This is a genomic window from Thermogemmatispora tikiterensis (assembly GCF_003268475.1).
Taxonomy (GTDB): Bacteria; Chloroflexota; Ktedonobacteria; order Ktedonobacterales; family Ktedonobacteraceae; genus Thermogemmatispora; species Thermogemmatispora tikiterensis.
The window spans coordinates 3,644,079-3,665,962 of sequence record NZ_MCIF01000002.1 but is presented as its reverse complement, the minus strand read 5'-3'; the positions used below and the strand labels follow the sequence as shown (position 1 = coordinate 3,665,962).

Sequence of the window (21,884 nt, the reverse complement as noted above, 5' to 3'; positions counted from 1 at the left end):
GTTCAATCCTCCTCTCCAGAACGGTACAGACGGATCTTCAGCCACATCATCATGGCATCACGGTGCAGGCCCACCGGACAGGGAGGCACGCAAGCACCACACTGATAGCACGAGCGGGCAAAGCGCGCAACCGGAGCCGAGATCGGACCGCCGAAGGTCTCGCGATTGAGGACATCGATCGTCAGGGCTTCATCAAGAGCTGGGCAAGCAAGCAGGCATTCATTGCAGCCAATGCAGGCCTCAAGTTCCTGTTGAACCTGAGAAGCGGTTTTATGTAAAAGGACAGGATTACGCATTTAACGTCCTCCCTCCCGTTTCTCACTGTAGGATCGGCTATGCTGCATCTGCGCTGGACTCTGGCGCGGGAATGCGGGCAGCACAGGATCGCTGTAAGCCCACAGATTGCGCCGTCCTCCGCGGCCCTGCTCTTGACGAGAGGGCAGGTCGCCAGAGAGCAAGCGCGTCCCTGCCTGTCCTTGCCCTTGCTCTGGCAGAGCAGGCAAGGTGCCGGTGAAAGGACTGATCTCCTCTTCTTCGTGCAAGATAGGATAACGGGAGCCAGCATGCACAGCAGGAGCGGAGGCCGGAGCATGCTGAGGGGCGGCAACTGGCCCGGTAGAGATTGGGGGTAGTTGCTCGGTTGTTGGCAGACGAGGCTCAAGCTGAGCTGCTGCTGTAGCCGGAGCAAGGCTACGAGCGGCGGGAGCTGGCTCGGGTGTGGTCTGAGCGGTCGTCTGAACAGGAGAGAGCTTCACGCTGGCCAGGCGTCCGCTGGTCACCAGATCCTGAGCGGTGTAGGTGCGCTGGCGTGTCAAATACTGGCGGGCGTCGAACTCGCCTTTCAAGAGGCCCTTCAAAATATCGCGCACGGGCAGCTCTTCATCGATAATGCGCTTGATTGCCAGGCTATCGGGCTGCATCGGACCGAGCGAGAGATAGCCAATGAGGCGCTCACCCTGCAGCAAGAGGCGGCGATAGCCGCCGCGACTGGTATCAGTTAGCACATAGGACCCAGGAGGTGATTGCAGCGGATTACCGACGTAGAGCATCGACAGGTCGCCCAGGTGCGTCGCATGCCAGGGAACACCGAACGGGCGCACAGCTTCACGATGGCCAGTCATCATCGCTCCAGCCATGCGGCCTTGCTCCACAGCGGCGTACCACAGAGCGCGTGGCTCATACTGACCGGTGAGTGGGTTTTTGAGGGCCGCTACATCGCCGGCAACATAAATATCACGGACACTACTGCGCAGATGGTCGTCGACCAGGATGCCATTTTCATGCTTGAGGGGCAGATCACAGTGTTTTGCCAGAGTCGTCACCGGCTTTGTGCCAGTGCAGGCCACGACCAGCTGGCAGGGGATAAACTGCTGATGATTGGTCACCACGCCAATGACGCTGCCCACACGGCCCACAATGCCGATCACCTCGGTAGAAGTATAGACGGTCGCCCCGGCCTGCCTGATGCGCTCCAGCACCATCTCTGAAGCGGTCTCGTCTAGCATGCGCGGCAACAGGACAGCGCTGCGGATCAACCAGTGGACATGGATACCCCAGTGCAGCAGGCACATCACTGTTTCACAGGCATGGGCCCCGCCGCCGATCACCACAGCCTCCTCGACCTCGGGCAGGCGGCGCCGCAGATCCAGGTAGTCCTGCAGACGGTGCAAGGTCAGGACGCCATCGAAATCGCGTCCCGGCAGTTGAGAGGGCAGAGCAGTAGGCATACTGCCAGTGGCTAGAAGCAGCGTACCATAGCCAAAGGCACTGCCGTTGGCCAGGGTCACAGACTTGCTCTGGGCACTGATTTTTTCGACCCGCGCGTGGATCAGGTGGATACGCTCCTGTCGCTCTGTACCGGGGGGATAGGCTAAAAGCTGCTCACGGGTCAGTTTGCCAACGGCGAACTGTTTGAGCGCGGGCGTATTGATCGTGGGATGGTTCTGATCGCTGATAATAGCAATACGGGCATCAGGTTCGAAGCTCCGCGCCTGGAGGGCCGCGGTCAAACCAGCGATGCCGTTGCCAACAATCACAATATCAGCCCGATCAATACTGGGCTGCTCAGTCCCTTTGAAAAAGGGCGCCCGGTGACCTGCTTGATCCTGTCTCATAGCTCCTCTATCTGTACTCACCCATCACCTGAGTTCATCACCTGAGTCTGACCAGCTCCTCGCTCTCGAGCGCGCTGGCCAGGGCCTCGTCTTTGACCGGCCCCGGCTCCAGCGACGAGGCCCTCTGCTCCCCATTCACCTCATTCATCCTCCCACCAGCAAGCTGGAGACTCACTGCTCTCGCCCCCTGACTCTTGCCTTGTCTGTTTTCGGCACTCACTGCCGCCGCCGAGTTAATCACTCGCTTCGAGCGCTCAGGCACTAAGCCGAAAGCCTCGATTGAGACGGGCATGAGAGCCGGTGAGCCAACGGCGACAGCTAATCTACCTGAAAGGCAATCGGAGGCTTGCCCGTGGTCTGCGGATAATAATAGACATCGGTATGCGCTTTCTCACGCAGGTGCCGCTCCATATGCTGCAGCGCCAGACGACAGCGCTCTACGCAGAGAAAGCGCAGGCGTTGACCGCTGGCGGTCTGAAGCACAAAGCTCATATCGGCCTGCTGAATCGCCACAATTTTGCCATCGGCGTGCTCTACACCTGGCCCCTGGGTCACTGTTGGGTTGAACAGGGCGAGCGGGCTGATGCAGGCCAGCGATAAGATAGCTACCAGAAGCAGGACAAATATGACAGCTGTGCTACGCGGAGAAATCATAATCGCTAGCCCGGAAATTCATATCCATACATAGGAGTATTTTATATCAAGGTATTCCGCAGGGTACGGTACCGCCGTGAAATTAGCCAGAATGTCTTAGCGTAGCGCGACTCGAATCCCGAAGAGTAGCCGCGTAGAGCAAGAGCAGAAGGGACGGGCTTCCCCAGGAACGGGGGCGCAGGCGGAGCATCCCTGTTGTTCTCTGGCCAGCGCTACGTCCTGACGAAGCCACTCTTCAATTTGGGTATTAGATGAGGAAGGACATTCGCCCAACCTGGCCCGCTCACTCGGCCATACCACATGGCCAACTGCCCCACACCCCTCTTGACAGCACACCAAAGTATCTGTACAATGAGACCAGAATCCTGATCCAACGTACCTGTACGTGATCACCCTGAGCAATGGGCCAGTGATCAGCTGAACAATATGTCATTGACCCGGGCCTAAAGTGGGCCGAGACGCCAAGGTAGCTCAGTTGGTAGAGCACAGCACTGAAAATGCTGGTGTCGACGGTTCGATTCCGTCCCTTGGCACCTCCCTTTAACCACAAGAGAGAGACCAGCATGGAGAACCTTCCCTTTCCCATGCTGGTCTCTCTCTTTTCTCCTTGCAGTCCAGCTTAGTTGTTGGAACCTGGCCAGGCCCAAACCAGGACGCTGTTGATTGACAGGTTGAGCTGCCTGTGGCAAAATGGAGCCACACGCCTCACCCGCGGCAATCGTAGGGCTGTTGCCGCACCATTCCACCGATGGCGCTCTGGCTCCTCCGGCTCCGCAAGGACAATACAGCGAGGAGGAGAGGAGAACTTCCCTCAGGTGCGAGGAGACTCAAGGTCGTTGAGCGGCATGATGTACCAGAAATCGTCTCAGAGCCTCCTGGATGCGGCCATAGAGCAGAGTCTACCCAAGGATATCTTTTCGTCAAGCGCCAGGCTCCTCGAGCAGGCGACGATTTCGCTGCAAGAGGGCTGGCGCACATCTGCAGGGCGTCTCGACTTGAAAAGGAGAGAGCGCACCAGTCTCTTTCCGTGGCGCGGCCAGTTCTCTCCTCAACTGGTCGAGCTGCTTTTGCACCGCTATGCAGAGCAGGGGACCGTCGTCCTGGACCCCTTTGTGGGCAGCGGTACGACCCTTTTTGAGGCGGCACGTCAGGGCCTGAGCTGCTACGCTGCCGATATCAATCCCGCAGCGGTGGCGCTGGCTCGGACAGTCTACTTTGTCCGCCTGACGCCCTCTGAACGCCAGGATCTGATCCAGGAGGCAGAGTCTCTTTTAAAGAAAGCGCTACAGCCCGCCTTTATAGACCTTTTCTCCCTTAGTAATCTTGAACCTGGGGAACCTGGGGTTGATGACTATTCCCACTCCAAAGAAGAGATTATGCTTTCTCTAATAAAAGAGACGAACGATCACTTTTTAAGAATCATACTAGTAAACACACTAATGAAATATTTTGAAAATAAAAAAACAAAAAGGGGAATAACTGGTATACATCTTTCCATGAGCTGGCTGCGATTATCAGAAATCTACCCTATAGCGTTGCCCAATATCATATCTTTCACAATGATGCCCGCTCTTTGCCTCTGGCTAATACAAGCGTTCAGCTGATTGTGACCTCCCCTCCCTATATGAATGTTTTCAACTACCATCAAAACAACCGAGCGGTGATGGAACAGCTGGGATGGAACCTCCTCACCGTTGCTCAATCCGAGATTGGAGCCAACCGTAAACACCGCCAAAACAGATTTCTCACAGTGATTCAGTGCGCTTTAGACATGCTAGCAGCCCTGCGAGAAATGCGACGCCTGCTTGTTGAGGATGGGCACCTGGTTATCGTCATAGGTCGCGAGTCCACCATCCGCGGCGTGCGGCTCGGCAACAGCAGGCTCATCACCGCGCTCGCGCTAGGAGGGGCCGGTCTAGAGCTGGCCTCGGTCGAAGAACGAAAGTTTCTCAATAAGTTCGGAGAGATCATCTACGAGGATGTACTCCACCTAGCATCGACTTCTACATTTCCTCCATTCAATGATGATTTTGCTCGTTCCCTAGCTCTCTGTATTCTCAGGGATGCATTTCAACAAATAGATACAGAGGCGCCTGCCGGTCAGGAGATCTTGGAAGCCATCAGCAAAGCCCAGCGTGTGCAACCTTCTCCCTTCTTCGATCCCAGGCATACCATCGGAGGACTCCTATGAAATTCCCTACTCCTCACCTGGATAAGCTAACGGCGACACTCCTTAATGAGAAGTTGCCTCACGACGATAAGCCGCTGGTTGAGAAAGCTCTGAAAGATTATTATATTTGGATATCTAGTTTAGAATCAATTAGTCTTCAGTACAGATATCAGCCGCAAAAGCTTCTTCATTACATGGTAAGCGAATTGAATGATACAGACTGCATCTCGATATCAACTTGATCTTTGACAGCCCTCATGACTGGCTCTATCGCCAGAAAGGCCAAACCAAGTTGGATAACTCAATCATTGAGGAGTTCCTTCCTCGCTTGGTACAGGCATTACTTGGTCATAAGCTACCGCCAGGCATTCACCTCGGACCTGTTGAAAGCTTTTCTGCCATCTGGTTTGACTCAAGCCTAATCAGGAGAGAGCCAGGAGGAGGTCTCTCCCTTCGCCAGAAAGCCCAGGACTTCGCTCTGAGCTTGCCTCTCTACATCCGCGCCTCTCACTCGCCCACCTTTGAGGGATCACTCGAACTGAGGACCAATTTAGCTTACATAGCAACCGAATGCAAAACTAATCTGGATAAGACTATGTTCCAGGAGGCATGTGCTACAGCCCGGGATCTGAAATCAGCCCTGCCATTGGCCAAATATCTTCTCCTTTGCGAGTGGCTGGATATGAAGTCCATCAACACGGGCACAACGCCTACTGATAGAGTTCTGATCTTGCGCAAGGCAAAAAGAATCAGCGCGGCCACACGCGAGAAATTCAGCACTTACCAAGGGAGGCAAAGTCTGAAAGGGACCTATCTTACTTTTCTGCGCAGCCATCCTTACCGCGAGGAGGTTTTTCAGCTTTTCATCAGCTATATTGATCAGTTCCTCTCTCAAGAGACGCTGGATGAGGAGACGGTGCTCGACCAGGGATACTTCTGATCCCTCCCTATCGAGTGGGCTGCAGGTGCAGATCTGCAGATCGCCGTCTTCATCGACAGTCAGCCAGGAGGTGCTTGCACCCAGGGTCTGCCTTTCGCTAGAATGATCACAAAGCCAAAGAGCAGGATGAAGCGAGTCCGATGTCACGCATCCCCCCGGTTGAAGACAGCAATTTCTGGCCCGCGGGCGCGGAAGGCGAGTCACATCAACACCAGACTCAGGCTTTCGCTACCATGCAGGAGCTGTTTCGCGTCATGGCCCACCGTCCCGAGGTGGCGCGCCAGACGATGCAGCTGCTGCAAACAGTCATGCGTAGCGGCAGCGTTGAGCCGCGCTTGAAAGAGCTGCTGGCGATCCGCGTCTCCCAGGTCAACTACTGCCACTATTGAATGGCTGCCCATACTGCCCTGGCAGGGCAGCTAGGCGTCAGCGAGGAGCTGCTGGATGCGCTCTATCACATCGATACTCACCGCCATCTCTTTACGGCGCGTGAGCTGGTAGCTTTGCGCTTCGCCGAGATCATGACGACCTCGGCCCGCGACATCGATGAAGAGTTGTGGGACGAACTGCAGAGCCATTTTGATGACGGTGAGATCGTTGAGCTGGCGATGGTGATCGGCCTCTTCAACTGCTTCAACCGCTTCGCGGATGCTCTCCATATTGAGCCACCCACCCGCTCTCGGAGTAAGGAAGAGGCTCAACGGGGCAGCGGCAGCGGAGAGAGGAAGGATACAGAAGCCTATGGCTACGAGCGAGGAGCAACTGAAGGCCCTGATCAAGGACCTGTATGAGCTATCACGCTACTTACACAGCCGCGGCGAGCGGTCTTTAAAGCTCGCTCGCCAGTTTGAGGAGCACGCCCAGAGCGATCCTGGCAACCGTGAGTTCGACCTGACCCAGGCGCGCATGCTCGACTATCAGCACCATATCTGGCATGAGATTGGGAATCTGGTGGATCGTCTGCTGCGCCAGTATGATCGCCCAGGCGCTTCTTGAAGCGGGTAGGAGACGAGACGCTGAGACGAAGAAGAAGAAGGCAGGCAGGCAGGCCCGCGCAAGCCTCTGTGATCAGCCTGCCAGCGGCACCTGCCTTCTTGCTTGCTACTAATCCAATCTACGCCTGAGCGCGCCAGAGGGCACCCCCGGGCCTGCCTCGCGCCCCCACAGCCGAAGGGAGAGTCCCCAGGCACCCAGCAAGTCCCTTCAGCTGAACAAGACCTAGAGCTGGCCGCTCTTGGCCTTGCTATAGCGCTCGCTGAGTTCCTCCTTGGTGCGCTCGTAGATCTCCCGTCCCTGGGATAGGGCCTCGTTCGCGCGCTGACGCAGCTCCTGGCTCAGTCCCAGCGAGCGATCACGCAGCAGCAGTCCCTGCTCCGTAAGCTGCGCCCGAGTCGCCTCGCCCGACTGCGGCGCGAACAGCAGACCGGCGGCAAAACCCAGCCCAAAACCCAGGAGTAAGCCGGCAACAAATTTCATAGGTATCGTCCATCCTCTCTTTCTGTAGAAAGCTCTCTCACTTATTGCTTGCTTTGCTTGTCTTAGTACGCCACTGGCGGGCAAAGGAATGGCGCTGGAGAGGTAGAAGTGGCATGAAAAAGACGAAAGACTAGCTGGAGGCAGAACACGATCCGCATAGCCCTCTCCTGACGCCAGCCTGCCGCTGTAACGGAGCGTTTCGACTCCTGAATATAGTACGCGCGGATCTGCCTGCCAGACTCTGGTGTGGACAACCAGTACCACGACAGGAGGAGAAAAGGCCAGGCATTGAGCGTCAGTCAGCAGGCGGTTCTCCTGCAAAAGAGAGTCAGCACGCTCAATGCGCCGGCTCATTGAGGACCTGCTGGACAAGTGCCAGCAGGTTGGTTAGCTCAAACGGCTTCTGCACCACATGCACCCCCTGGTAGTAGCCTGGCTGCTCTGCCACCAGCTTGCTCACCTGCTCCGCCTCTAACACGGCGGCAGTATAGACAATAACCGGGACCTCTCGAGTGAGAGGATCAGCACGTAGCTGCTTGAGGATCTCCTGACCGGAGACATCGCCCAGTCGCAGATCGAGGATGAGCAGGTCAGGCAGATCACGTTTGACACGCGCCAGCGTCTCGCGCCCGTGCTGTAAAATGGAGACCTGGTACTCCTCGTCTTCCAGGACTCGCCGCATCAGATGCAGCAGCTCGTTTTTGTCATCAACAACGAGTATATGCTTGGTCACGTTCTTTCGGCGCAGCCCCCCGTTCTGCCGCCTGGTCCCGTCCCCGCAGGAGACGGGCCGGATCACGAACAGGGATAGACGCCGCCTCCTGTTAATAGCCGCCTAGCTGTCCTTCCGTTCCGGTACGTTTCCCTATTGTTCAACTGAGGAAAAGGCAGGCCGTTCCTCACGGCGGGTTTCCGCCCGCCAGGCCTTCCGCTGGTCCTCACGACTGGCCAGAGAGGAGAGCGGCACTGGCGCGGCCCTGACCGCTTTGACCTCATGCTACCTTTTCCTATCTACCACGCTCTCCCCCTGGCACAACAAAGCTGTTGCTGCGGCCAGCGCGTCCACGCCGCTCAACATCGTAATTGCCTGCACGGCATCAGATAGCAGGTATGTGACACATACAGGGCCCGCGGCCCTACCGTTGAGCTGGGCCGGGGCAGCTAGAGACCTGTCCCCAGGGATAACAGCCCCTAGACCGACATGAGGATATACACAAACCTGGTCCTTGTCAAGAGAGCGCCTCTGATCCCTTCGAGTGCCATCGAGATCTTGCTTTCCCCAGTGGCGCTTATCGGTAAGTGTACCACGCCCTCTCTGACAAGACAAGGTCGCCAGCCGCCAGCCAGCGCCCTCTCCTCTGACAGCGGATGAGCGAGCGTGGCCAGGGCCGCCTCCTATCCTTCTCCCCTTGTCCATCTCCCCTTCATTATACACGCTGGTCTTAAGCCATCGGCCTCACCCTGGTGGCAAACCAGGCGCGCGGGCCATGTCTCACGCAAGCCTGAACAGGGCAGGGGTCGACCCCCTTAGTGACGCTCCTCTTCTTGACAGGCATGGTATCATTAGCCATGAGCCAGGGAGGAATGTCTCTTCCTTCCCCTTTCGGCGGTGACCCTCCCTGCACCGACCGCGTAGCTCAGCGGTAGAGCAGGCGCCTTTTAAGCGTAAGGTCGTGGGTTCGAGTCCCACCGCGGTCATTGTTTTCTTCTGGCGTCTCCCCTGCGGTATCCTGATGTGATGCAGTACCCATCCGGACCGGATGCGGCAGCACTGCGGTGCTGGTTTTTTCTAGCCCGCATCCGGTCCGGCTTCGCTTTTCTGCCGCCTCTCGTCGCCACCGACTCGTTCCTGCGAGCAGGCCTTGGCGGCAGCGAGCGATGAGGCCAGCACGAGCATCCATCATCGCCAACCCAGTCAAGGCGTCACCTTACCTTACCTTCATTCAGCCAAGTCACGCGGGGGCTGTCTCGCTAGCGCAGAGTGCGCCAGTCTAGTATCTCGCGCTTAGGCGAACAGCCAGCTCAGCAGGAGAAAAGGATCGGACCTATGGTGATTCAAGCGCAGGTCAGGCGACGTACCTACGTTGATTCGATCACCCTGATGCAGATCGCTACGGCCCTCAAGGGGTTGCCAGGCGTCGAGAACGCCGCCGCCGTGATGGCTACCGAGGCGAATCTTCAGCTCCTCGCCGAGACCGGCCTTCATCCCGGCGGGGTAACAGCAGGAGCAGAAGATCTGCTGCTGGTGGTCAAAGCCACTATGCCGGAGGCCGCCGAGCAGGCGTTGCAGGCCGCTGAGGAGTTGCTGACCGCCCGCCAGCCGAAGAAGACACTCCTCCACGACGGCGAGTTCGCGCTCGCTGCCTCCCCGCAGCCGCCACACTCTCTGGAAGAGGCCGTTAGACGCCAGCCCGAGGCTCGCCTGGCCATGATCTCGGTTCCTGGTCCCTATGCGGCCCTGGAGGCCGAGCTGGCCTTGCGCGCCGGCCTGCATGTCTTTTTATTCAGTGATAATGTGCCGCTCCAGGAAGAAATTGCCTTGAAGCAGCTGGCTCAGCAGCGTGGCCTGCTGCTGATGGGACCAGACTGCGGCACGGCCCTGCTTCATGGTGTTGGCCTGGGCTTTGTGAATGTCGTGCCACGCGGCCCCATCGGCATCGTCGGCGCTTCGGGCACCGGTATCCAGCAGGTGATGTCGTTGATCGCTCAGCAGGGCAGTGGCGTCTCCCAGGTCATCGGCAGCGGCGGGCGCGACCTGAGCCGCGAGGTGGGGGCCTTGACTACGCTGGCAGGTATCCGTCTGCTCCTAGAGGATGAGGACACGCGCGTGATCGTCCTGGTCTCCAAGCCGCCCGCGCCGGAGGTGGCGGCTCGCGTGATAGAGGAGGCGGCAAGCGGCTCAAAGGCAGTGGTGACCTGCTTTCTGGGCGCCGACCATGAGGCCCTGGAGCAGCGCTACGGCAGTCGGGTCGTGGTGGCCCGCACCCTGACCGACGCCGCTACCCTGGCTGTTCAACTTGCTGCCACACCCGCCTCCTACCATGCGGCTACCACGCCCGCCGGCGCCATTGCCGCGCGCCTTGAGCGGCTCAGGCAAACCTGTGCCGTCTCCTCGGCCAGCGGGCACCTGGTCGGCCTTTTCGCCGGCGGTACCCTCTGTGACGAGGCGATGCAGCTCTGGAGCGCCCTGCTGGGGCCTATTTATTCAAATATTCCGTTAGAGCCGGCCTGGCGTCTGCACGAAAGCAGTCTGACTGCTCTCCCCGGTCACTGCGCCATCGACTTCGGGGCCGACGAATATACCCGCGGACGTCCCCATCCGATGATCGATCCCTCCCAGCGCCTGCAGGCCCTTGAGACCGTGGCTGACCAGCCGCGAGTTGCGGTGGTTCTGCTCGACCTGGTGCTCGGCTATTGCGCCCATCCTGATCCGGCTGCCATCTACGCGCCCGTCATCGCAGAGCTTCGCCGCCGCGGCCCTCGTCCCGCAATCGTGGTTTCGCTCTGCGGAACCGAAGGCGACCCACAGCGTCTCTCAGTCCAGGCCGCGCGCCTGCAGGAAGCCGGGGCCACCGTCCTTATGAGCAACGCCGAGGCAGCCCTGCACTGTGTCCAGTTACTCTATGAGCAGGAGGAAAGCGGCAGTGTCGCCTAGCACGCCAGAGCAACCCAGCCTTTCACCATTCAGCGTCATCAACGTGGGGGCCGAGCTTTTTGCCGAGGCCCTGCGCAGCCAGGGCGTCACTGTGACCAGCGTGGCCTGGCGCCCGCCCGCCGGTGATCCCGCACTCTTAGCGCGCCTGTTGGCCGATCCCGTCATCGATCGCGCCAACGAGATTGCCGTAGGGCGTATGCTGGCCGCCGAGCCGGTGCTGGTCGACGTACAGCCAGCTCGGACTCTCATTCCCCTCTTCCGCGAGGCCGAAGGAGGCTATGCCCTGCTCCACGCCGGTCCGCCAATTAGCTGGGAGCGGATGTGCGGACCCATGCGGGGCGCCATTATTGGTGCCTGCCTTTACGAAGGTTGGGCGGGCAACGAGGAGGAGGCCACGCAGCTGGTAGAGACGGGAAGCATTACCTTCGCTCCATGCCACCACTATAATGCCGTTGGTCCAATGGCCGGTATTGTCTCGCCCTCGATGCCTCTGCTCATTGTTGAGGATAGAGTGCATGGCAACCGTACCTTTGCTCCCTTGAATGAGGGACTGGGCAAGGTCCTGCGTTATGGGGCCTACGCACCAGAGGTCATCGAGCGCCTGCGCTGGATGCAGGAAGTGCTCGGGCCGGCGCTGAGTCGGGCCTTGCGCCATATCGGCGGTCTTGATCTGCGCTCGCTGCTGGCCCAGGCTCTGCACATGGGCGATGAGGGTCATAACCGCAATAAAGCGGCTACTTCCCTCTTTCTGCGCCAGCTGGCTCCAGCACTGGTCGAAACAGGGACCTCCAGTGCGGAAACCGCCAGCGTGCTGCGCTTCATCGCCTCCAACGACCATTTTCATCTGAACCCATCAATGGCTGCGGCCAAGGCCATGACGTTGGCGGGGTCGAATGTGCCTAACAGCAGCGTGGTAGTCACGATGGCGCGCAATGGGGTCGACTTCGGCATCCGCGTGAGCGGGCTGGGAGAGCGCTGGTTTGTGGGACCAGCCCAGTCGATTCAAGGCCTCTATTTCGCTGGCTTCGGCCCCGAGGATGCCAATCCTGATATCGGGGATAGCGCTATTACGGAGACCGCCGGGCTGGGAGCCTTCGCGATGGCTGGGGCCCCAGCCATCGTCCAGTTTATCGGAGGCACGCCCGCTGACGCTTTGCGCTATACCCGTGAGATGTACGCCTTGACTGTGACCACGAACCCACAGTTCAGTCTGCCTTCTCTCAATTTCCAGGGGACCCCGACCGGCATTGATATCCGTCAGGTCTGTCGCCTCAATCTGCCGCCGGTGATCAATACGGGCATTGCGCACCGCCTGCCCGGCATCGGTCAGGTCGGGGCCGGTATCGTTCATCCGCCGATGGCATGCTTCATTTCCGCCCTGCAGGCCCTGGCCGACAGCCGTCAGGCTACCTGACACGACCCGAACCCGGCCAGATCGCCTGCAACTAAGTCGTCTGCCAATGGCAGGAGGAGCCTGGGCACGCCGGTCAACGGCCCAGGCTCCTCGCCACCCGGCATTCACAGTCAATGACGCAGGAAGGGGAAGCGCTGACGGCAAGCCATCCAGGCAGGCAGAGCAGGCGAGCAATGGCGCCCCACTGCTTAGAGGGGCGTGCCGCTCTCAGGATCGAGGAAGAGACGCGCTGCACGCGGGCCGGAGAAGTCGAACATCTGCGTCAAGGGGCCAGCCAGCTCGTCAAAAGACTGATCGCCAATGCGCCCCAGCTGCCAGTTATCTTCGATAAAGCGCAGAATCGAGGTCTGATCAGTCACCGTATGATCGACGAAGTTGACCCGCGCAAAGGGCGAGATCACCAGCAAGGGCAGACGTGGCCCATAGCCGCAGCGCCCCGAGTAGGCGCCGGGCTGGGGCGTTCCGCACTGGCCCGGACCCGTGAGCGCATCGTAGGTCGAGTCAGCAGAACGGTTCACGATTGGCCCCATCACATGATCGTACCAGCCATCTGAATCGTCATAAGCGATAATGATGGCCATGCTCTCCCAGTACTCCGAGCGCTCCAGGCGATTGATCGTGTTGACCAGAAACTGCTGTTCATCGAGCGGGTCAGAGTAGCCAGCGTGACCATCCTGATAGGCGGGAGGCTTCAGGAAGCTGACCGCCGGCAGATTGCCAGCCTGCAGCGCCGCCCAGAAATCGCTGAGATCGTACTGATGATTGGCCTGGTCGGTGCGCCCGATCATATGCACCGAGGAAGGCGGCAGATGATGGGGATTGGCGGTCGATTGATAGTACTGAAACGGCTCATGGTGAGGGATGTAGTCGGTGACGGTGACCCCTCCAATGTTCTTGTGTGCCGCGCCACAGACCGCCTTGCCATTACTGACCGCCGTGGGGCGGAAACCACCCTGGAACCAGCCCCAGGTAATGCCCTTGGCATTGAGCAGATCCCCTATGTTCTTGCCGCTCAGCGAAGCCGTTGTTCCCACCGAGCAGTCATCGAAGGCGGGACGCACATCGCTGATGACCGTCCCGTTACTGATTAAGCCGGGAACATTGGCCGGCGTGGCGCCATGCGTCTGACCAGAGACCAGATTAAGCGCACCTGGCGTCGAGGGGCCAAACGTGGTGCCGAAAGAGTTATCGCTCATAGCGAAGTGCTGGGCATAGTTCCAGAGCGCAGTGACAGTGTTGCCATCGTAGTAGTCCAGCACGATCGACTTATCGGTGCAGCTTGAGCCAGCCACCGACTGCACAAAGCTATCCATCAGGCCGCGATCAAAGGCCTTCTGCTCATCGGTATAGCCGTGATCCTGATCGCAGGTCAGGGCCTGGGAGCGATCGAGCCGCTTGGGATTGGCAAGATTGGGGTTGTGATTCAACAGGCTCGGAGTCAATCCGTTAACGGTGGGCGTGCCAGGTCTGGCATGGAAAGCCGGCTCGCCCGGAGGATTCAGCGCGACGGGATAGGTGGCGAAATAGTGATCGAAAGAGACGTTCTCATCAAAGATGACCACGAGATGCTGAATAGGAGTGATTGTCGAGCGCCGCGCTGCCGTTGCTCCTGTCCGAAGCTGGGCCGGTGCGCTTGCCGCGGCCACCGTTCCCAGTAGAATGACCATCAGCAACACAGCCAGTCCGACTTGAAAGACGCGCTTCATCGTTTGCTCCAACCTTTCCGCAAGCTCACGAGACCAGAAACTGGTCCTGCCTGGAATCGGTAAGCCTCTGATCATCCCGTATCGCGTCTGACAGCCGCCAGGCGTCGTCTGCCCGGCAATGACTGTCTTCTTTGCAGCTCCATGAGGGATTGTATCACGCCTTGATTAAGCGGGCGCAAAGGTCAGGTTAAAGAATAGCGACTATGTTGAGTATAGCGGAGGCCGAAAAATTCACGTTCTCATACACATCAACAAAATAACGAGCAAGAGCGTCGATCATTTTTTTGTTTCTCAACGCTCTGGCCAGGCGCTCATTGAGGCGAGAAGGAGTACGATCGAGACCTGAGCTGGTGAGAGATAGCTCATGGCAACCGAACCGGGCCGAAAGCGTCGATCGCGGTCGAGCCGCCCAGGGCCGTGGTGGGAGGGATCATCGATCAAGCAGGGGAAAGAGAGAGCCAGCAGCCAGGGCCACGAGCCTGATTACGCTCCTCGGCCATCTCCCCTGTACCGTTTGGGCACTCTGGCCGTTGAGAGAGCTGGCGGTTCCGCTACGATCAGTCAGAGGGTAGCCGTGAAAGAGTGCCAGAGGGGCGGGCACGTCAGGAAGGCGGGCAGGCCATTCCTGGGTGCTCACCCCTCTTCTCAGACAGAGCGCAGTTGAGGGTATCAACGAAAGGATAACAGGCTCGCCTGCTTTGCAAAGAGGCTTACTCGGTGCGCAAGGCGACAATCGGATCAAGGCGCGCCGCCCGCTGTGCTGGATAGAAGCCGAAGATGATGCCGACCAGGGCAGAGACCCCGAAAGCCAGCAACACCGAGAGCGGATCGAGCACAAAGGGCGTATTGGTAAAATGCATCAGCACCAAAGCCCCGACAGGGCCCAGCACGATACCGATCAGTCCGCCCAGGACACTCAGCACCAGAGCCTCGATCAAGAACTGCGTCATCACATCACGGGGACGAGCCCCGATAGCAATGCGAATACCGATCTCACGCGTCCGCTCGGTCACCGAGACCAGCATGATGTTCATGATGCCAATACCGCCGACCACCAGCGAGACCGAGGCCACACTGACCAGCAGGATCGTCAGGGCCTGATTGGTCCCCTGCACCGACTGCAGGACCTGGAGCTGATTAGAGATCTGGAAGTCATCGAGCTGCGGATTAGAAATGTTGTGCCGCTGCTCCAGCAACTGCTCGACCTCATTTTGCACCAGGCCGACATCGGAGGTGCTATCAGCGGTCAGCACGATCTGGCCCAGGGAGCGCCCACCACTCAGACGCTGACGAGCGGTGGTATAGGGCACATAGACCACGTCATCGGCGTTGCGCCCACCGGTGGTTCCCTTGGGAGCCAGGACCCCGATCACCGTAAAGGGGACGCCATTGATCCGCACACTCTGCCCTACTGGATCGGCGCCCGGGCCAAAAAGGTTATCGACCACCGTCTGCCCGAGCACAGCTACGGTATGGCCACTATCCTCATCGTCCTGCGAGATGAAGTTGCCATCCTGAAGCTGCCAGCCTCCGATCTGTTGATACGGGGGAGCCACGCCGACCACCGAGGTTGACCAGTTCTGGTCACCGGCCACCAGCTGCCCCTGGGTATTAATCAAAGGACTGACAGCGGTCACATGGGGGAGCTGAGCGATGGCGTTGGCATCGTCCAGCGTCAGCGACTGGGCGGACCCCAGGCCGGCGCTGACCCCTCCGGTGCCGCGGGCGCTACCGGGGAAGACCGTGAGCTGGGTTGGATTGAGAGAGGAGAGCCGCTGATTAATGGTAGCGGCGTTTCCCTCGCTGATCGAGATCATCATAATCACAGCGCCGACGCCGATAATGATCCCCAGCGAAGTCAGCAAGGAGCGCAGCGCGTTAGCACGCAAGGCTCGCAGCGCGCTGCGAGTTCCCTGGTAGACGGCAGAGAAGCCGCGGGCCCGCCGATATTTGTGAACGGGAGGCAGGAAAGCGCTGCGGTCCAGCGGCGCCGGCTGCGGCACCGTGGCATGCTGTGCACCAGTCTCGGGCCTCAGAAAGCTCATGAGGTCACCTTCCTTCCCTCCTGTTCCTGATTGTGATCATGGGTGAGCTGCAAGCGCGCCTGCAGTGGTTCGGGATTGAGCGTGTCGCCCACGACGCGCCCATCGCGGAAACGCACCTGGCGACGGCAATAGGAGGCGATATCGGCCTCGTGCGTCACCAGAATAATGGTCAGGCCACGACGATTCAGCTCCTGCAGGATGCCCATGATCTGAATACTGGTCTGGCTATCCAGGTTCCCCGTTGGCTCGTCGGCCAGGAGCAGAGTCGGCGACGTTACCAGGGCACGCGCAATGGCCACGCGCTGCTGCTGACCACCGGACATCTCTGTCGGACGATGGAGAGCGCGCGTGCGCAAGCCCACCAGCGTCAGAGCAATCTCCGCCCGTCTCCTACGCTCCTCGGCGGGCATCTGCATATAGGTCAGCGGCAGCTCGACATTCTCCAGGGCAGACATCCAGGGCAAGAGGTTGAAATTCTGGAAGACGAAGCCGATCGAGCGATTGCGCACGTCGGCCAGCTCATTGGGGCTAAGCTCATCGACCGGCACCCCATTGAGCAGGTAACGGCCCGCCGTCGGCTGGTCCAGGCAGCCGAGCAGATTCATGAAGGTTGATTTGCCCGAGCCAGAGGGACCCATGAGGGCCACTAACTCGCCCGGCCAGACATCGAGATCAACCCCCCGCAGAGCTGGCACGACTGTGTGACCCAGGTAATAGTTCTTGACAAGCTGACGGACTCGCACCAGTGGATAGGCGCGATGTCCATCAGCCTGCCACTGCTCACGCTGCTCCATTTAGCGGCCACCTCCTCCTCCGCCGAAGAAGCGCGCGCCACCGCCACCGAAGCCATTCCCACCCAGGCCACCGCCACCAGTGCTCGTGGTAGTCGTGGAGAGGTTAGAGAAGACGCCACCAGTCGCACTGACTACCACCTGGTCGCCGTCCTGCAGGCCCGAGAGCACCTCGGTATAGGTGCCATTGGTCAGGCCCGTCTGAATCACCACCGGGACCAATTGACCATTGCGCAGCGTCAGCACCACATGCGTGCTTCCACTGCTACTGCTGCCAGAGCTGCTCGGGCTGGAGCTGCTGGCCCCGCTAGTATTGGCATTACTCTGGCCAAAGGAGGCGCCGGCATTGCGATAGACCTGCGCCAGCGACTGTCGGCTGATGGCCCCAACCTGCACCGCCTCGTTGGTGAACGTCAGCGCCTGGTTTGGCACCAGCAGCACGCCGATGCGCTGCTGAGTTGTGATATTGACCGTGGCAGTCATGCCCGGATAAATGTGAGCCCCGTTGAGGCTGTTCTGATTGACCGTCAGATCAACGGTATAGCTCACCACATTGGAAGAGTTCTGGCCAAGAATATCGATCGAGGAAACGGTCGCATGGAAGGTCTGGTTAGGATAGGCTGCAACCGTGAAGGAGGCTGGCTGACCTATCCGGACATTGGCAATGTCAGCCTCATTGACAGCCGCGGCGATCGTCAGCGAGCTGGTATCAACAAGCACCATAAAGGCGCTACTCCCGCTGCCGCCAGAGGAACCGGAGCTGGAGCCTGTTGTACCAGGCGTCTGGCCGACCGTCCCATTAATGGCGACGATCGTTCCATTGGAGGGAGCTGTCAGCACAGTCTGGGCCAGATTGTGCTGGGCCGCTGTCAGCTGATCCTCAGCGCTCTGGAGCTGGCCCTGGAGCTGATCAAGCTGCGATTGCGAAGCCCCGCTGTTGACCGCATCGTTGTAGGCCGTTTGCGCGTTGTTCACCGCTTGCTGGGCCTGCGTCACGGCGTCCTGCAGCGAGGGAGAGTCGACTTTCGCCAGCACCTGGCCTTTGGTCACCTGCTGACCCACCTGCACATCGATCTCGCTGATCTGACCACCCACCGAGCTGGGGAAGTTCAGATTGTATTGGGCCCGCGGCATGATGGGACCGGTGCCCGAGACGGTCACTGAGAGGTTGCCGGTGGTCACCGTCGCCTCCGTATACTGAGGCTTCTGCTGCGCCGTCAGATGCATGTAGGACAGCACTCCCCCTGCGGCCAGCAGCAAAACGACGACCAGCACTGTGGCAATCACCCAACCGCGGCGGCGCCGGCGGCGCGGCGGCAAAGTGAGCTTGGTATCGAAATGCGCCGCTTCCTCTGTAGCGATCTCACTCCCTTCGTCCTCCAGTAACGGCTGGAGATTCGTCTCGACATCGGACATGCTTACATCTCCTTTCAGAAGAAGGCTCCTTGTTCGCTTCTGCTATCAACCTGCCTTCATTCCTTACCTCCCCTGCATCTGGGGATTGATGGTGACACTGGAGGCGGTCAGCTGACCCTGGCTGCCATTGGAACCAACGACCAGCACCGTCACCCCGCTCTTGAGATCGCTCGCCCTGGCAGCCTCGGTCTCAACGATGCGCGTGGTGCTGGTCAAGGTCAGCACGAAGTTGCTGCCGCTGCTATCGGTCACTGTCAGCTGATTGCCGGCGATCTGGGTAATGCTACCGCGCACCGCACGCGAGTTTTGACTGCTTGTGCCGTTAGCACCGGAAACAGCCTGACTCTGGCGCCGGAAACAGGCGGCGTTGAAGTTGCCACGATTGCCACCGAAGCCCTGGCGTGAGCCTTGGCCATTACTCGCGAAGCCCGCCTGACCGCTCCCCGCGGTAATAGAGACAGCGGAGTAGGTACCGTCCGAGTTCTGGCTTACAAAGACCGTGACCTGTTCCCCCTCCTTGAGGTCGCTAACCTTCTCCTGCACCTGCTTTGTAAAGCGCGTACTGCTGGTGTAGACGACCTGCTTGCTCTGACCCTGCCGATCCAGCACTGTGAAGGAGCCAGTACTCACGCTCTGCACCGTCCCGCTCACGCTCTGAAAGCGTGGGGTAGGGGGACAGGTGGGAGTCGCGGAAGCAGAGGCGCTGACGCCCCCGGCGGCACTGTTGCTGTTGGTGCCACAGGCCACCAATAACAGGAGAGCCGTCAGCGAGAGCAAGCCAGCGGCACAGCGCAGCAGCCGACGCGCTGCTTGCCTGACAACAATCATGGTGCGGTGACTCCCTTCGCTTAAACACTCTATGGGTCTCGTCACATGAGGGAATCTAGCTGATGGATAATAAAATCTCTGTTAAGATAGTCCGCCAGTCAGGTCTTGGTCCGTTTCTCCTGGTACTGCTCTGGCTTTGCCAGCCATCGAGCAGCTTAACCTGCGCTCAAAGGGTCGTGGGTTGATCTCGCTAGAAAATAGGTGGGCCGAGGGCAGGCCTGCCAGGAAGAAGAAAGCTCTCAGCTGAGATCCTGGCCGCTTGCCAGACCTGTGGGAACAGTTGTCCTGGCCAGTGAGCAGGGTCTCTCTCCTGCTGCCGAAAAGGCGAAAGTTATCTCCCGGCGAATACTGGCATTTCGGAGCCAGCACGTCCGGCAGCCGACGGTAGGGCGGCATGAGCACTGGCGGCCAGCTCACTCTGAACTAACGGCAAGGAAACAGTGAAGATGCTGCCACGCCCCGGCTCGCTCCAGAGGCTGATGTGGCCATGATGCTGCTGCACAATGGCCGCGACAATCGAGAGGCCAAGCCCAGCTCCCCCACTGTGACGCGAGCGCGAGCTATCAACACGATAGAAGCGGTCGAAGATAAGCCCCTGCTCCTCAGGAGGAATACCAATCCCTGTGTCGGCAACGGTAACACGTGCCTGCCCTTCGGCCTCCAGACCATTGACACGCACTTCACCGCCCGGGCGATTGTAACAGATCGCGTTCTCGATCAGGTTGGAGAAGACGCGTGCCAGCAGTAGCTCGTCGCCGATCACGACCAGATCGGGCAGATTCTCAAGCACGAGACTGACCCCATGTTCCTGGGCCAGCGGCTGCAGTTCCTGGAGGACCTCCTCCAGCAGCGGCCCCAGGCTGACCTCACAGCGGTTGCGCAGCGGCTGCTCGCTCTTGACAAGCAGCAGCATATTAGAGACGAGCGATTCGAGACGGCTAAGCGCGCGCTCCTGAGCAGCAGCCATCTCCTGATAATCCTCCAGCGTCGCCTGTGGATCACTGGTCACGACTTCCAGGCTGGCGCGCATGGCCGCCAGGGGTGTGCGCAGCTCGTGGGCCACGTTGGCAACAAAGCGCCCCTGTTGAGCAAAGGTTTCGCCCAGCCGGGCCAGCATGGCATCAAAGGCGTCGGCCAGCTCCTTAATCTCATCGCGTGGCCCCGTCAGCGCCAGACGTGTATCGAGCGTCTCAACACTAATGCGCCGCGCCGCATTGCTGACCTGACGCAGGGGGCGCAGAGCGGTGCCCGCCAGCCAGTAGGCCCCAAATCCGCCCAGCACCGCTACCAGGGCCAGGCCAATCAGCGAGATACTCTGCAGCTCCAGCAAGAGGGCGCGCTCAATAGGATTGAGATGACCGCGGGCGAAGCTCTCGGCCAGGCGCTCCGCCAGCGGGGCCGGCAAGGGCGGCAGCGTATTCCTGAGACGCGTACCATTGGGCAAAACCGTGGTGCGTGGCCGGTCCAGTCCACTACTGTGGATGATGCGAGAGAAACCATTAATGGCTGCAATATTGATAAAGAAGAGAAGCGAGAAACTGAGTACAAAGACCAGCGCAGCGGAGCCAATGGCGATACGTAAACGTAGCGGCAAAAAGCGCCTCCTCTGATGTAGACGCGGGAGGCGCAGGAACGGGAAAGAGAATCTGGTCATGCTTTCTCCTCCGATGGGGCAGAGAGCGGACCGAGACGGTAGCCCTGGCCAACGACCGTTTCGATATAGCGCGGCGCCTCAGCGACGTCTCCCAGCTTGCGTCGCAGTGAATTGATGTGCACGCGCACCGTATTGGTGAACGGATTAGCCTGCGAATCCCAAACGTGCTCAAGGAGCGTTTCCTGACTGACGACCTCGCCCTGGTGGCGCATCAGATATTCCAAAATGCCGAACTCTTTGCCGGTCAGCGAGAGGCGCTGATTACCCCGCCAGACCACGCGCGCCACCGGGTCAAGTTTCAGATCGGCGTAGCAGAGGAGCGGCTCACGCCCGCGGAGATCGCGGCGCAGCAAGGCCCCAATACGAGCCACCAGCTCGGCGAAGTAGAAGGGCTTGACCAGATAATCATCAGCCCCTAGCTCCAGGCCGGCCACCCGCTCATCCGGCTTGCTGCGGGCAGTTAACATGAGGATGAGTAAAGCGGGACGAAGTGCGCGGAGGCGACGACACACCTCCAGGCCATCGAGGCCGGGTAAATTGAGATCGAGAACAACCAGGTCGTAGTCATTGACTTCGGCCAGCATGCAACCGCGCTCCCCATCGTAGGCGACATCTACAGCATAGCCACGCTGGCGCAACCCCTTCGCGAGCGCGTGCGCGATATCAGGCTCGTCTTCAATGACCAGCAATCTCATATGCTCAGCTCTGGCATCTCCTCACAAGGCAGCCAGGGAAGGCGCTACGCTTAGCGAGCGCATCGAGCACGCCTTACTATCTGCGTTTCAGCGTCTCTTTGTCTCATCTACCCCGCCTTGTCTGCACTTGAGGCTGTGAAGCCCGGTAGTAGGTCATGGCAGGCCAGAACCAGGCCTTCATTGGCAGGGCAGCAGGCCCCTCCTCCAGGCCAGGCCGGGCGAGGTGCCCCTGACCACTGCCTCTGGCAGCCAGGCTCATTGGCCGCAGCAGGGGGAGGTGGCCTGCCACCATGCAAGAACCACCGGTGGCAGGAGATTTGGCAGGC

General features: G+C 59.5%; 20 protein-coding genes and 2 tRNA genes. 10 read left to right on the top strand and 12 right to left on the bottom strand.

Features of this window, described 5'->3' with window-relative positions; genetic code table 11:
- Positions 1-2 precede the first annotated feature (2 nt).
- The 3 genes from A4R35_RS14695 to A4R35_RS14680 form a co-directional block, all read right to left on the bottom strand.
- Positions 3-296: a 4Fe-4S dicluster domain-containing protein gene (locus tag A4R35_RS14695; protein ID WP_112430615.1), complete on the bottom strand. Its 294-nt coding sequence runs from the start codon at positions 294-296 to the stop codon at positions 3-5.
- Complete coding sequence (locus tag A4R35_RS14690) at positions 297-2,114, bottom strand: NAD(P)/FAD-dependent oxidoreductase (protein ID WP_112430613.1); 1,818 nt, start codon at positions 2,112-2,114, stop codon at positions 297-299. It abuts the gene before it with no gap.
- 318 nt (positions 2,115-2,432) lie between these two features.
- Positions 2,433-2,768, bottom strand: a complete 336-nt coding sequence (locus A4R35_RS14680; RefSeq protein ID WP_112430609.1) for a hypothetical protein — start codon at positions 2,766-2,768, stop codon at positions 2,433-2,435.
- Positions 2,769-3,228: 460 nt separating this feature from the next.
- Between A4R35_RS14680 and A4R35_RS14675 the strand changes: the two genes are divergently transcribed.
- The 7 genes from A4R35_RS14675 to A4R35_RS14645 all read left to right on the top strand — a co-directional run bounded on the left by A4R35_RS14675 (position 3,229) and on the right by A4R35_RS14645 (position 6,874).
- Positions 3,229-3,301 (top strand) — tRNA-Phe (locus A4R35_RS14675).
- A 312-nt stretch (positions 3,302-3,613) separates the two neighbouring features.
- Positions 3,614-4,372, top strand: coding sequence for a DNA methyltransferase (locus A4R35_RS14670; RefSeq protein WP_223258507.1), 759 nt, complete (start codon positions 3,614-3,616; stop codon positions 4,370-4,372).
- Positions 4,342-4,959, top strand: coding sequence for a hypothetical protein (locus A4R35_RS14665; RefSeq protein WP_146747227.1), 618 nt, complete (start codon positions 4,342-4,344; stop codon positions 4,957-4,959). The genes A4R35_RS14670 and A4R35_RS14665 overlap by 31 nt, the downstream gene beginning before the upstream one ends.
- 307 nt (positions 4,960-5,266) lie before the next feature.
- Positions 5,267-5,878, top strand: a complete 612-nt coding sequence (locus A4R35_RS14660) for a Bpu10I family restriction endonuclease (protein ID WP_399357520.1) — start codon at positions 5,267-5,269, stop codon at positions 5,876-5,878.
- 140 nt (positions 5,879-6,018) lie between these two features.
- Positions 6,019-6,267: a carboxymuconolactone decarboxylase family protein gene (locus tag A4R35_RS14655; protein ID WP_112430604.1), complete on the top strand. Its 249-nt coding sequence runs from the start codon at positions 6,019-6,021 to the stop codon at positions 6,265-6,267.
- On the top strand, positions 6,268-6,669 hold the full coding sequence (locus A4R35_RS14650) for a carboxymuconolactone decarboxylase family protein (protein ID WP_112430602.1): 402 nt from the start codon (positions 6,268-6,270) through the stop codon (positions 6,667-6,669). It begins immediately after the preceding gene.
- Positions 6,620-6,874: a hypothetical protein gene (locus A4R35_RS14645; protein ID WP_112430600.1), complete on the top strand. Its 255-nt coding sequence runs from the start codon at positions 6,620-6,622 to the stop codon at positions 6,872-6,874. Before A4R35_RS14650 ends, A4R35_RS14645 begins: the two co-directional genes overlap by 50 nt.
- A 222-nt stretch (positions 6,875-7,096) precedes the next feature.
- Here the strand turns inward: A4R35_RS14645 and A4R35_RS24335 are convergent, their stop codons facing one another.
- Both A4R35_RS24335 and A4R35_RS14635 read right to left on the bottom strand, forming a co-directional pair.
- On the bottom strand, positions 7,097-7,354 hold the full coding sequence (locus tag A4R35_RS24335) for a YtxH domain-containing protein (protein ID WP_170293340.1): 258 nt from the start codon (positions 7,352-7,354) through the stop codon (positions 7,097-7,099).
- A gap of 337 nt (positions 7,355-7,691) precedes the next feature.
- Positions 7,692-8,087 (bottom strand): response regulator, encoded by a 396-nt coding sequence (locus A4R35_RS14635; RefSeq protein ID WP_112430596.1) that lies wholly within the window; start codon positions 8,085-8,087, stop codon positions 7,692-7,694.
- A gap of 893 nt (positions 8,088-8,980) precedes the next feature.
- On the opposite strand from A4R35_RS14635, the gene A4R35_RS14630 reads away from it, so the two are divergent.
- The 3 genes from A4R35_RS14630 (at position 8,981) to A4R35_RS14620 (ending at position 12,423) form a co-directional block, all read left to right on the top strand.
- Positions 8,981-9,052 (top strand) — tRNA-Lys (locus A4R35_RS14630).
- 349 nt (positions 9,053-9,401) lie between these two features.
- Complete coding sequence (gene fdrA / locus A4R35_RS14625) at positions 9,402-11,009, top strand: acyl-CoA synthetase FdrA (RefSeq protein WP_112430594.1); 1,608 nt, start codon at positions 9,402-9,404, stop codon at positions 11,007-11,009.
- The gene (locus A4R35_RS14620) at positions 10,999-12,423 is read left to right on the top strand and encodes a YlbE family protein (RefSeq protein ID WP_223258345.1); all 1,425 of its coding nucleotides are present in this window, start codon (positions 10,999-11,001) and stop codon (positions 12,421-12,423) included. The genes fdrA and A4R35_RS14620 overlap by 11 nt, the downstream gene beginning before the upstream one ends.
- A 188-nt stretch (positions 12,424-12,611) precedes the next feature.
- On the opposite strand, the gene A4R35_RS14615 is transcribed toward A4R35_RS14620, so the two are convergent.
- The 7 genes from A4R35_RS14615 to A4R35_RS14585 form a co-directional block, all read right to left on the bottom strand.
- Positions 12,612-14,129, bottom strand: a complete 1,518-nt coding sequence (locus tag A4R35_RS14615; protein WP_112430590.1) for a phospholipase C — start codon at positions 14,127-14,129, stop codon at positions 12,612-12,614.
- A 710-nt stretch (positions 14,130-14,839) separates the two neighbouring features.
- Entirely contained in the window at positions 14,840-16,174 is a 1,335-nt protein-coding gene (locus tag A4R35_RS14610; protein ID WP_112430587.1) for an ABC transporter permease, read from the bottom strand.
- Entirely contained in the window at positions 16,171-16,968 is a 798-nt protein-coding gene (locus A4R35_RS14605; RefSeq protein ID WP_112430585.1) for an ABC transporter ATP-binding protein, read from the bottom strand. The genes A4R35_RS14610 and A4R35_RS14605 overlap by 4 nt, the downstream gene beginning before the upstream one ends.
- Complete coding sequence (locus A4R35_RS24330) at positions 16,969-18,381, bottom strand: efflux RND transporter periplasmic adaptor subunit (RefSeq protein ID WP_189361820.1); 1,413 nt, start codon at positions 18,379-18,381, stop codon at positions 16,969-16,971.
- Between the two features lie 63 nt (positions 18,382-18,444).
- The gene (locus A4R35_RS14595) at positions 18,445-19,209 is read right to left on the bottom strand and encodes a DUF5666 domain-containing protein (RefSeq protein ID WP_112430583.1); all 765 of its coding nucleotides are present in this window, start codon (positions 19,207-19,209) and stop codon (positions 18,445-18,447) included.
- Between the two features lie 331 nt (positions 19,210-19,540).
- On the bottom strand, positions 19,541-20,863 hold the full coding sequence (locus A4R35_RS14590; RefSeq protein WP_112430581.1) for a sensor histidine kinase: 1,323 nt from the start codon (positions 20,861-20,863) through the stop codon (positions 19,541-19,543).
- Positions 20,860-21,558: a response regulator transcription factor gene (locus A4R35_RS14585; protein ID WP_112430579.1), complete on the bottom strand. Its 699-nt coding sequence runs from the start codon at positions 21,556-21,558 to the stop codon at positions 20,860-20,862. Before A4R35_RS14585 ends, A4R35_RS14590 begins: the two co-directional genes overlap by 4 nt.
- Positions 21,559-21,884 lie beyond the last annotated feature (326 nt).

Excerpts from the sequence above, each read along its gene's own strand:
- A4R35_RS14610 (WP_112430587.1), bottom strand. The coding sequence starts at position 16,174 with ATGAGCTTTCTGAGGCCCGAGACTGGTGCACAGCATGCCACGGTGCCG.
- A4R35_RS14590 (WP_112430581.1), bottom strand. The coding sequence starts at position 20,863 with ATGACCAGATTCTCTTTCCCGTTCCTGCGCCTCCCGCGTCTACATCAG.
- A4R35_RS14695 (WP_112430615.1), bottom strand. The coding sequence starts at position 296 with ATGCGTAATCCTGTCCTTTTACATAAAACCGCTTCTCAGGTTCAACAG.
- A4R35_RS14650 (WP_112430602.1), top strand. The coding sequence starts at position 6,268 with ATGGCTGCCCATACTGCCCTGGCAGGGCAGCTAGGCGTCAGCGAGGAG.
- A4R35_RS14690 (WP_112430613.1), bottom strand. The coding sequence starts at position 2,114 with ATGAGACAGGATCAAGCAGGTCACCGGGCGCCCTTTTTCAAAGGGACT.
- fdrA (WP_112430594.1), top strand. The coding sequence starts at position 9,402 with ATGGTGATTCAAGCGCAGGTCAGGCGACGTACCTACGTTGATTCGATC.
- A4R35_RS24330 (WP_189361820.1), bottom strand. The coding sequence starts at position 18,381 with ATGTCCGATGTCGAGACGAATCTCCAGCCGTTACTGGAGGACGAAGGG.
- A4R35_RS14595 (WP_112430583.1), bottom strand. The coding sequence starts at position 19,209 with ATGATTGTTGTCAGGCAAGCAGCGCGTCGGCTGCTGCGCTGTGCCGCT.
- A4R35_RS24335 (WP_170293340.1), bottom strand. The coding sequence starts at position 7,354 with ATGAAATTTGTTGCCGGCTTACTCCTGGGTTTTGGGCTGGGTTTTGCC.
- A4R35_RS14655 (WP_112430604.1), top strand. The coding sequence starts at position 6,019 with ATGTCACGCATCCCCCCGGTTGAAGACAGCAATTTCTGGCCCGCGGGC.
- A4R35_RS14680 (WP_112430609.1), bottom strand. The coding sequence starts at position 2,768 with ATGATTTCTCCGCGTAGCACAGCTGTCATATTTGTCCTGCTTCTGGTA.
- A4R35_RS14670 (WP_223258507.1), top strand. The coding sequence starts at position 3,614 with ATGATGTACCAGAAATCGTCTCAGAGCCTCCTGGATGCGGCCATAGAG.
- A4R35_RS14585 (WP_112430579.1), bottom strand. The coding sequence starts at position 21,558 with ATGAGATTGCTGGTCATTGAAGACGAGCCTGATATCGCGCACGCGCTC.
- A4R35_RS14645 (WP_112430600.1), top strand. The coding sequence starts at position 6,620 with ATGGCTACGAGCGAGGAGCAACTGAAGGCCCTGATCAAGGACCTGTAT.
- A4R35_RS14605 (WP_112430585.1), bottom strand. The coding sequence starts at position 16,968 with ATGGAGCAGCGTGAGCAGTGGCAGGCTGATGGACATCGCGCCTATCCA.
- A4R35_RS14615 (WP_112430590.1), bottom strand. The coding sequence starts at position 14,129 with ATGAAGCGCGTCTTTCAAGTCGGACTGGCTGTGTTGCTGATGGTCATT.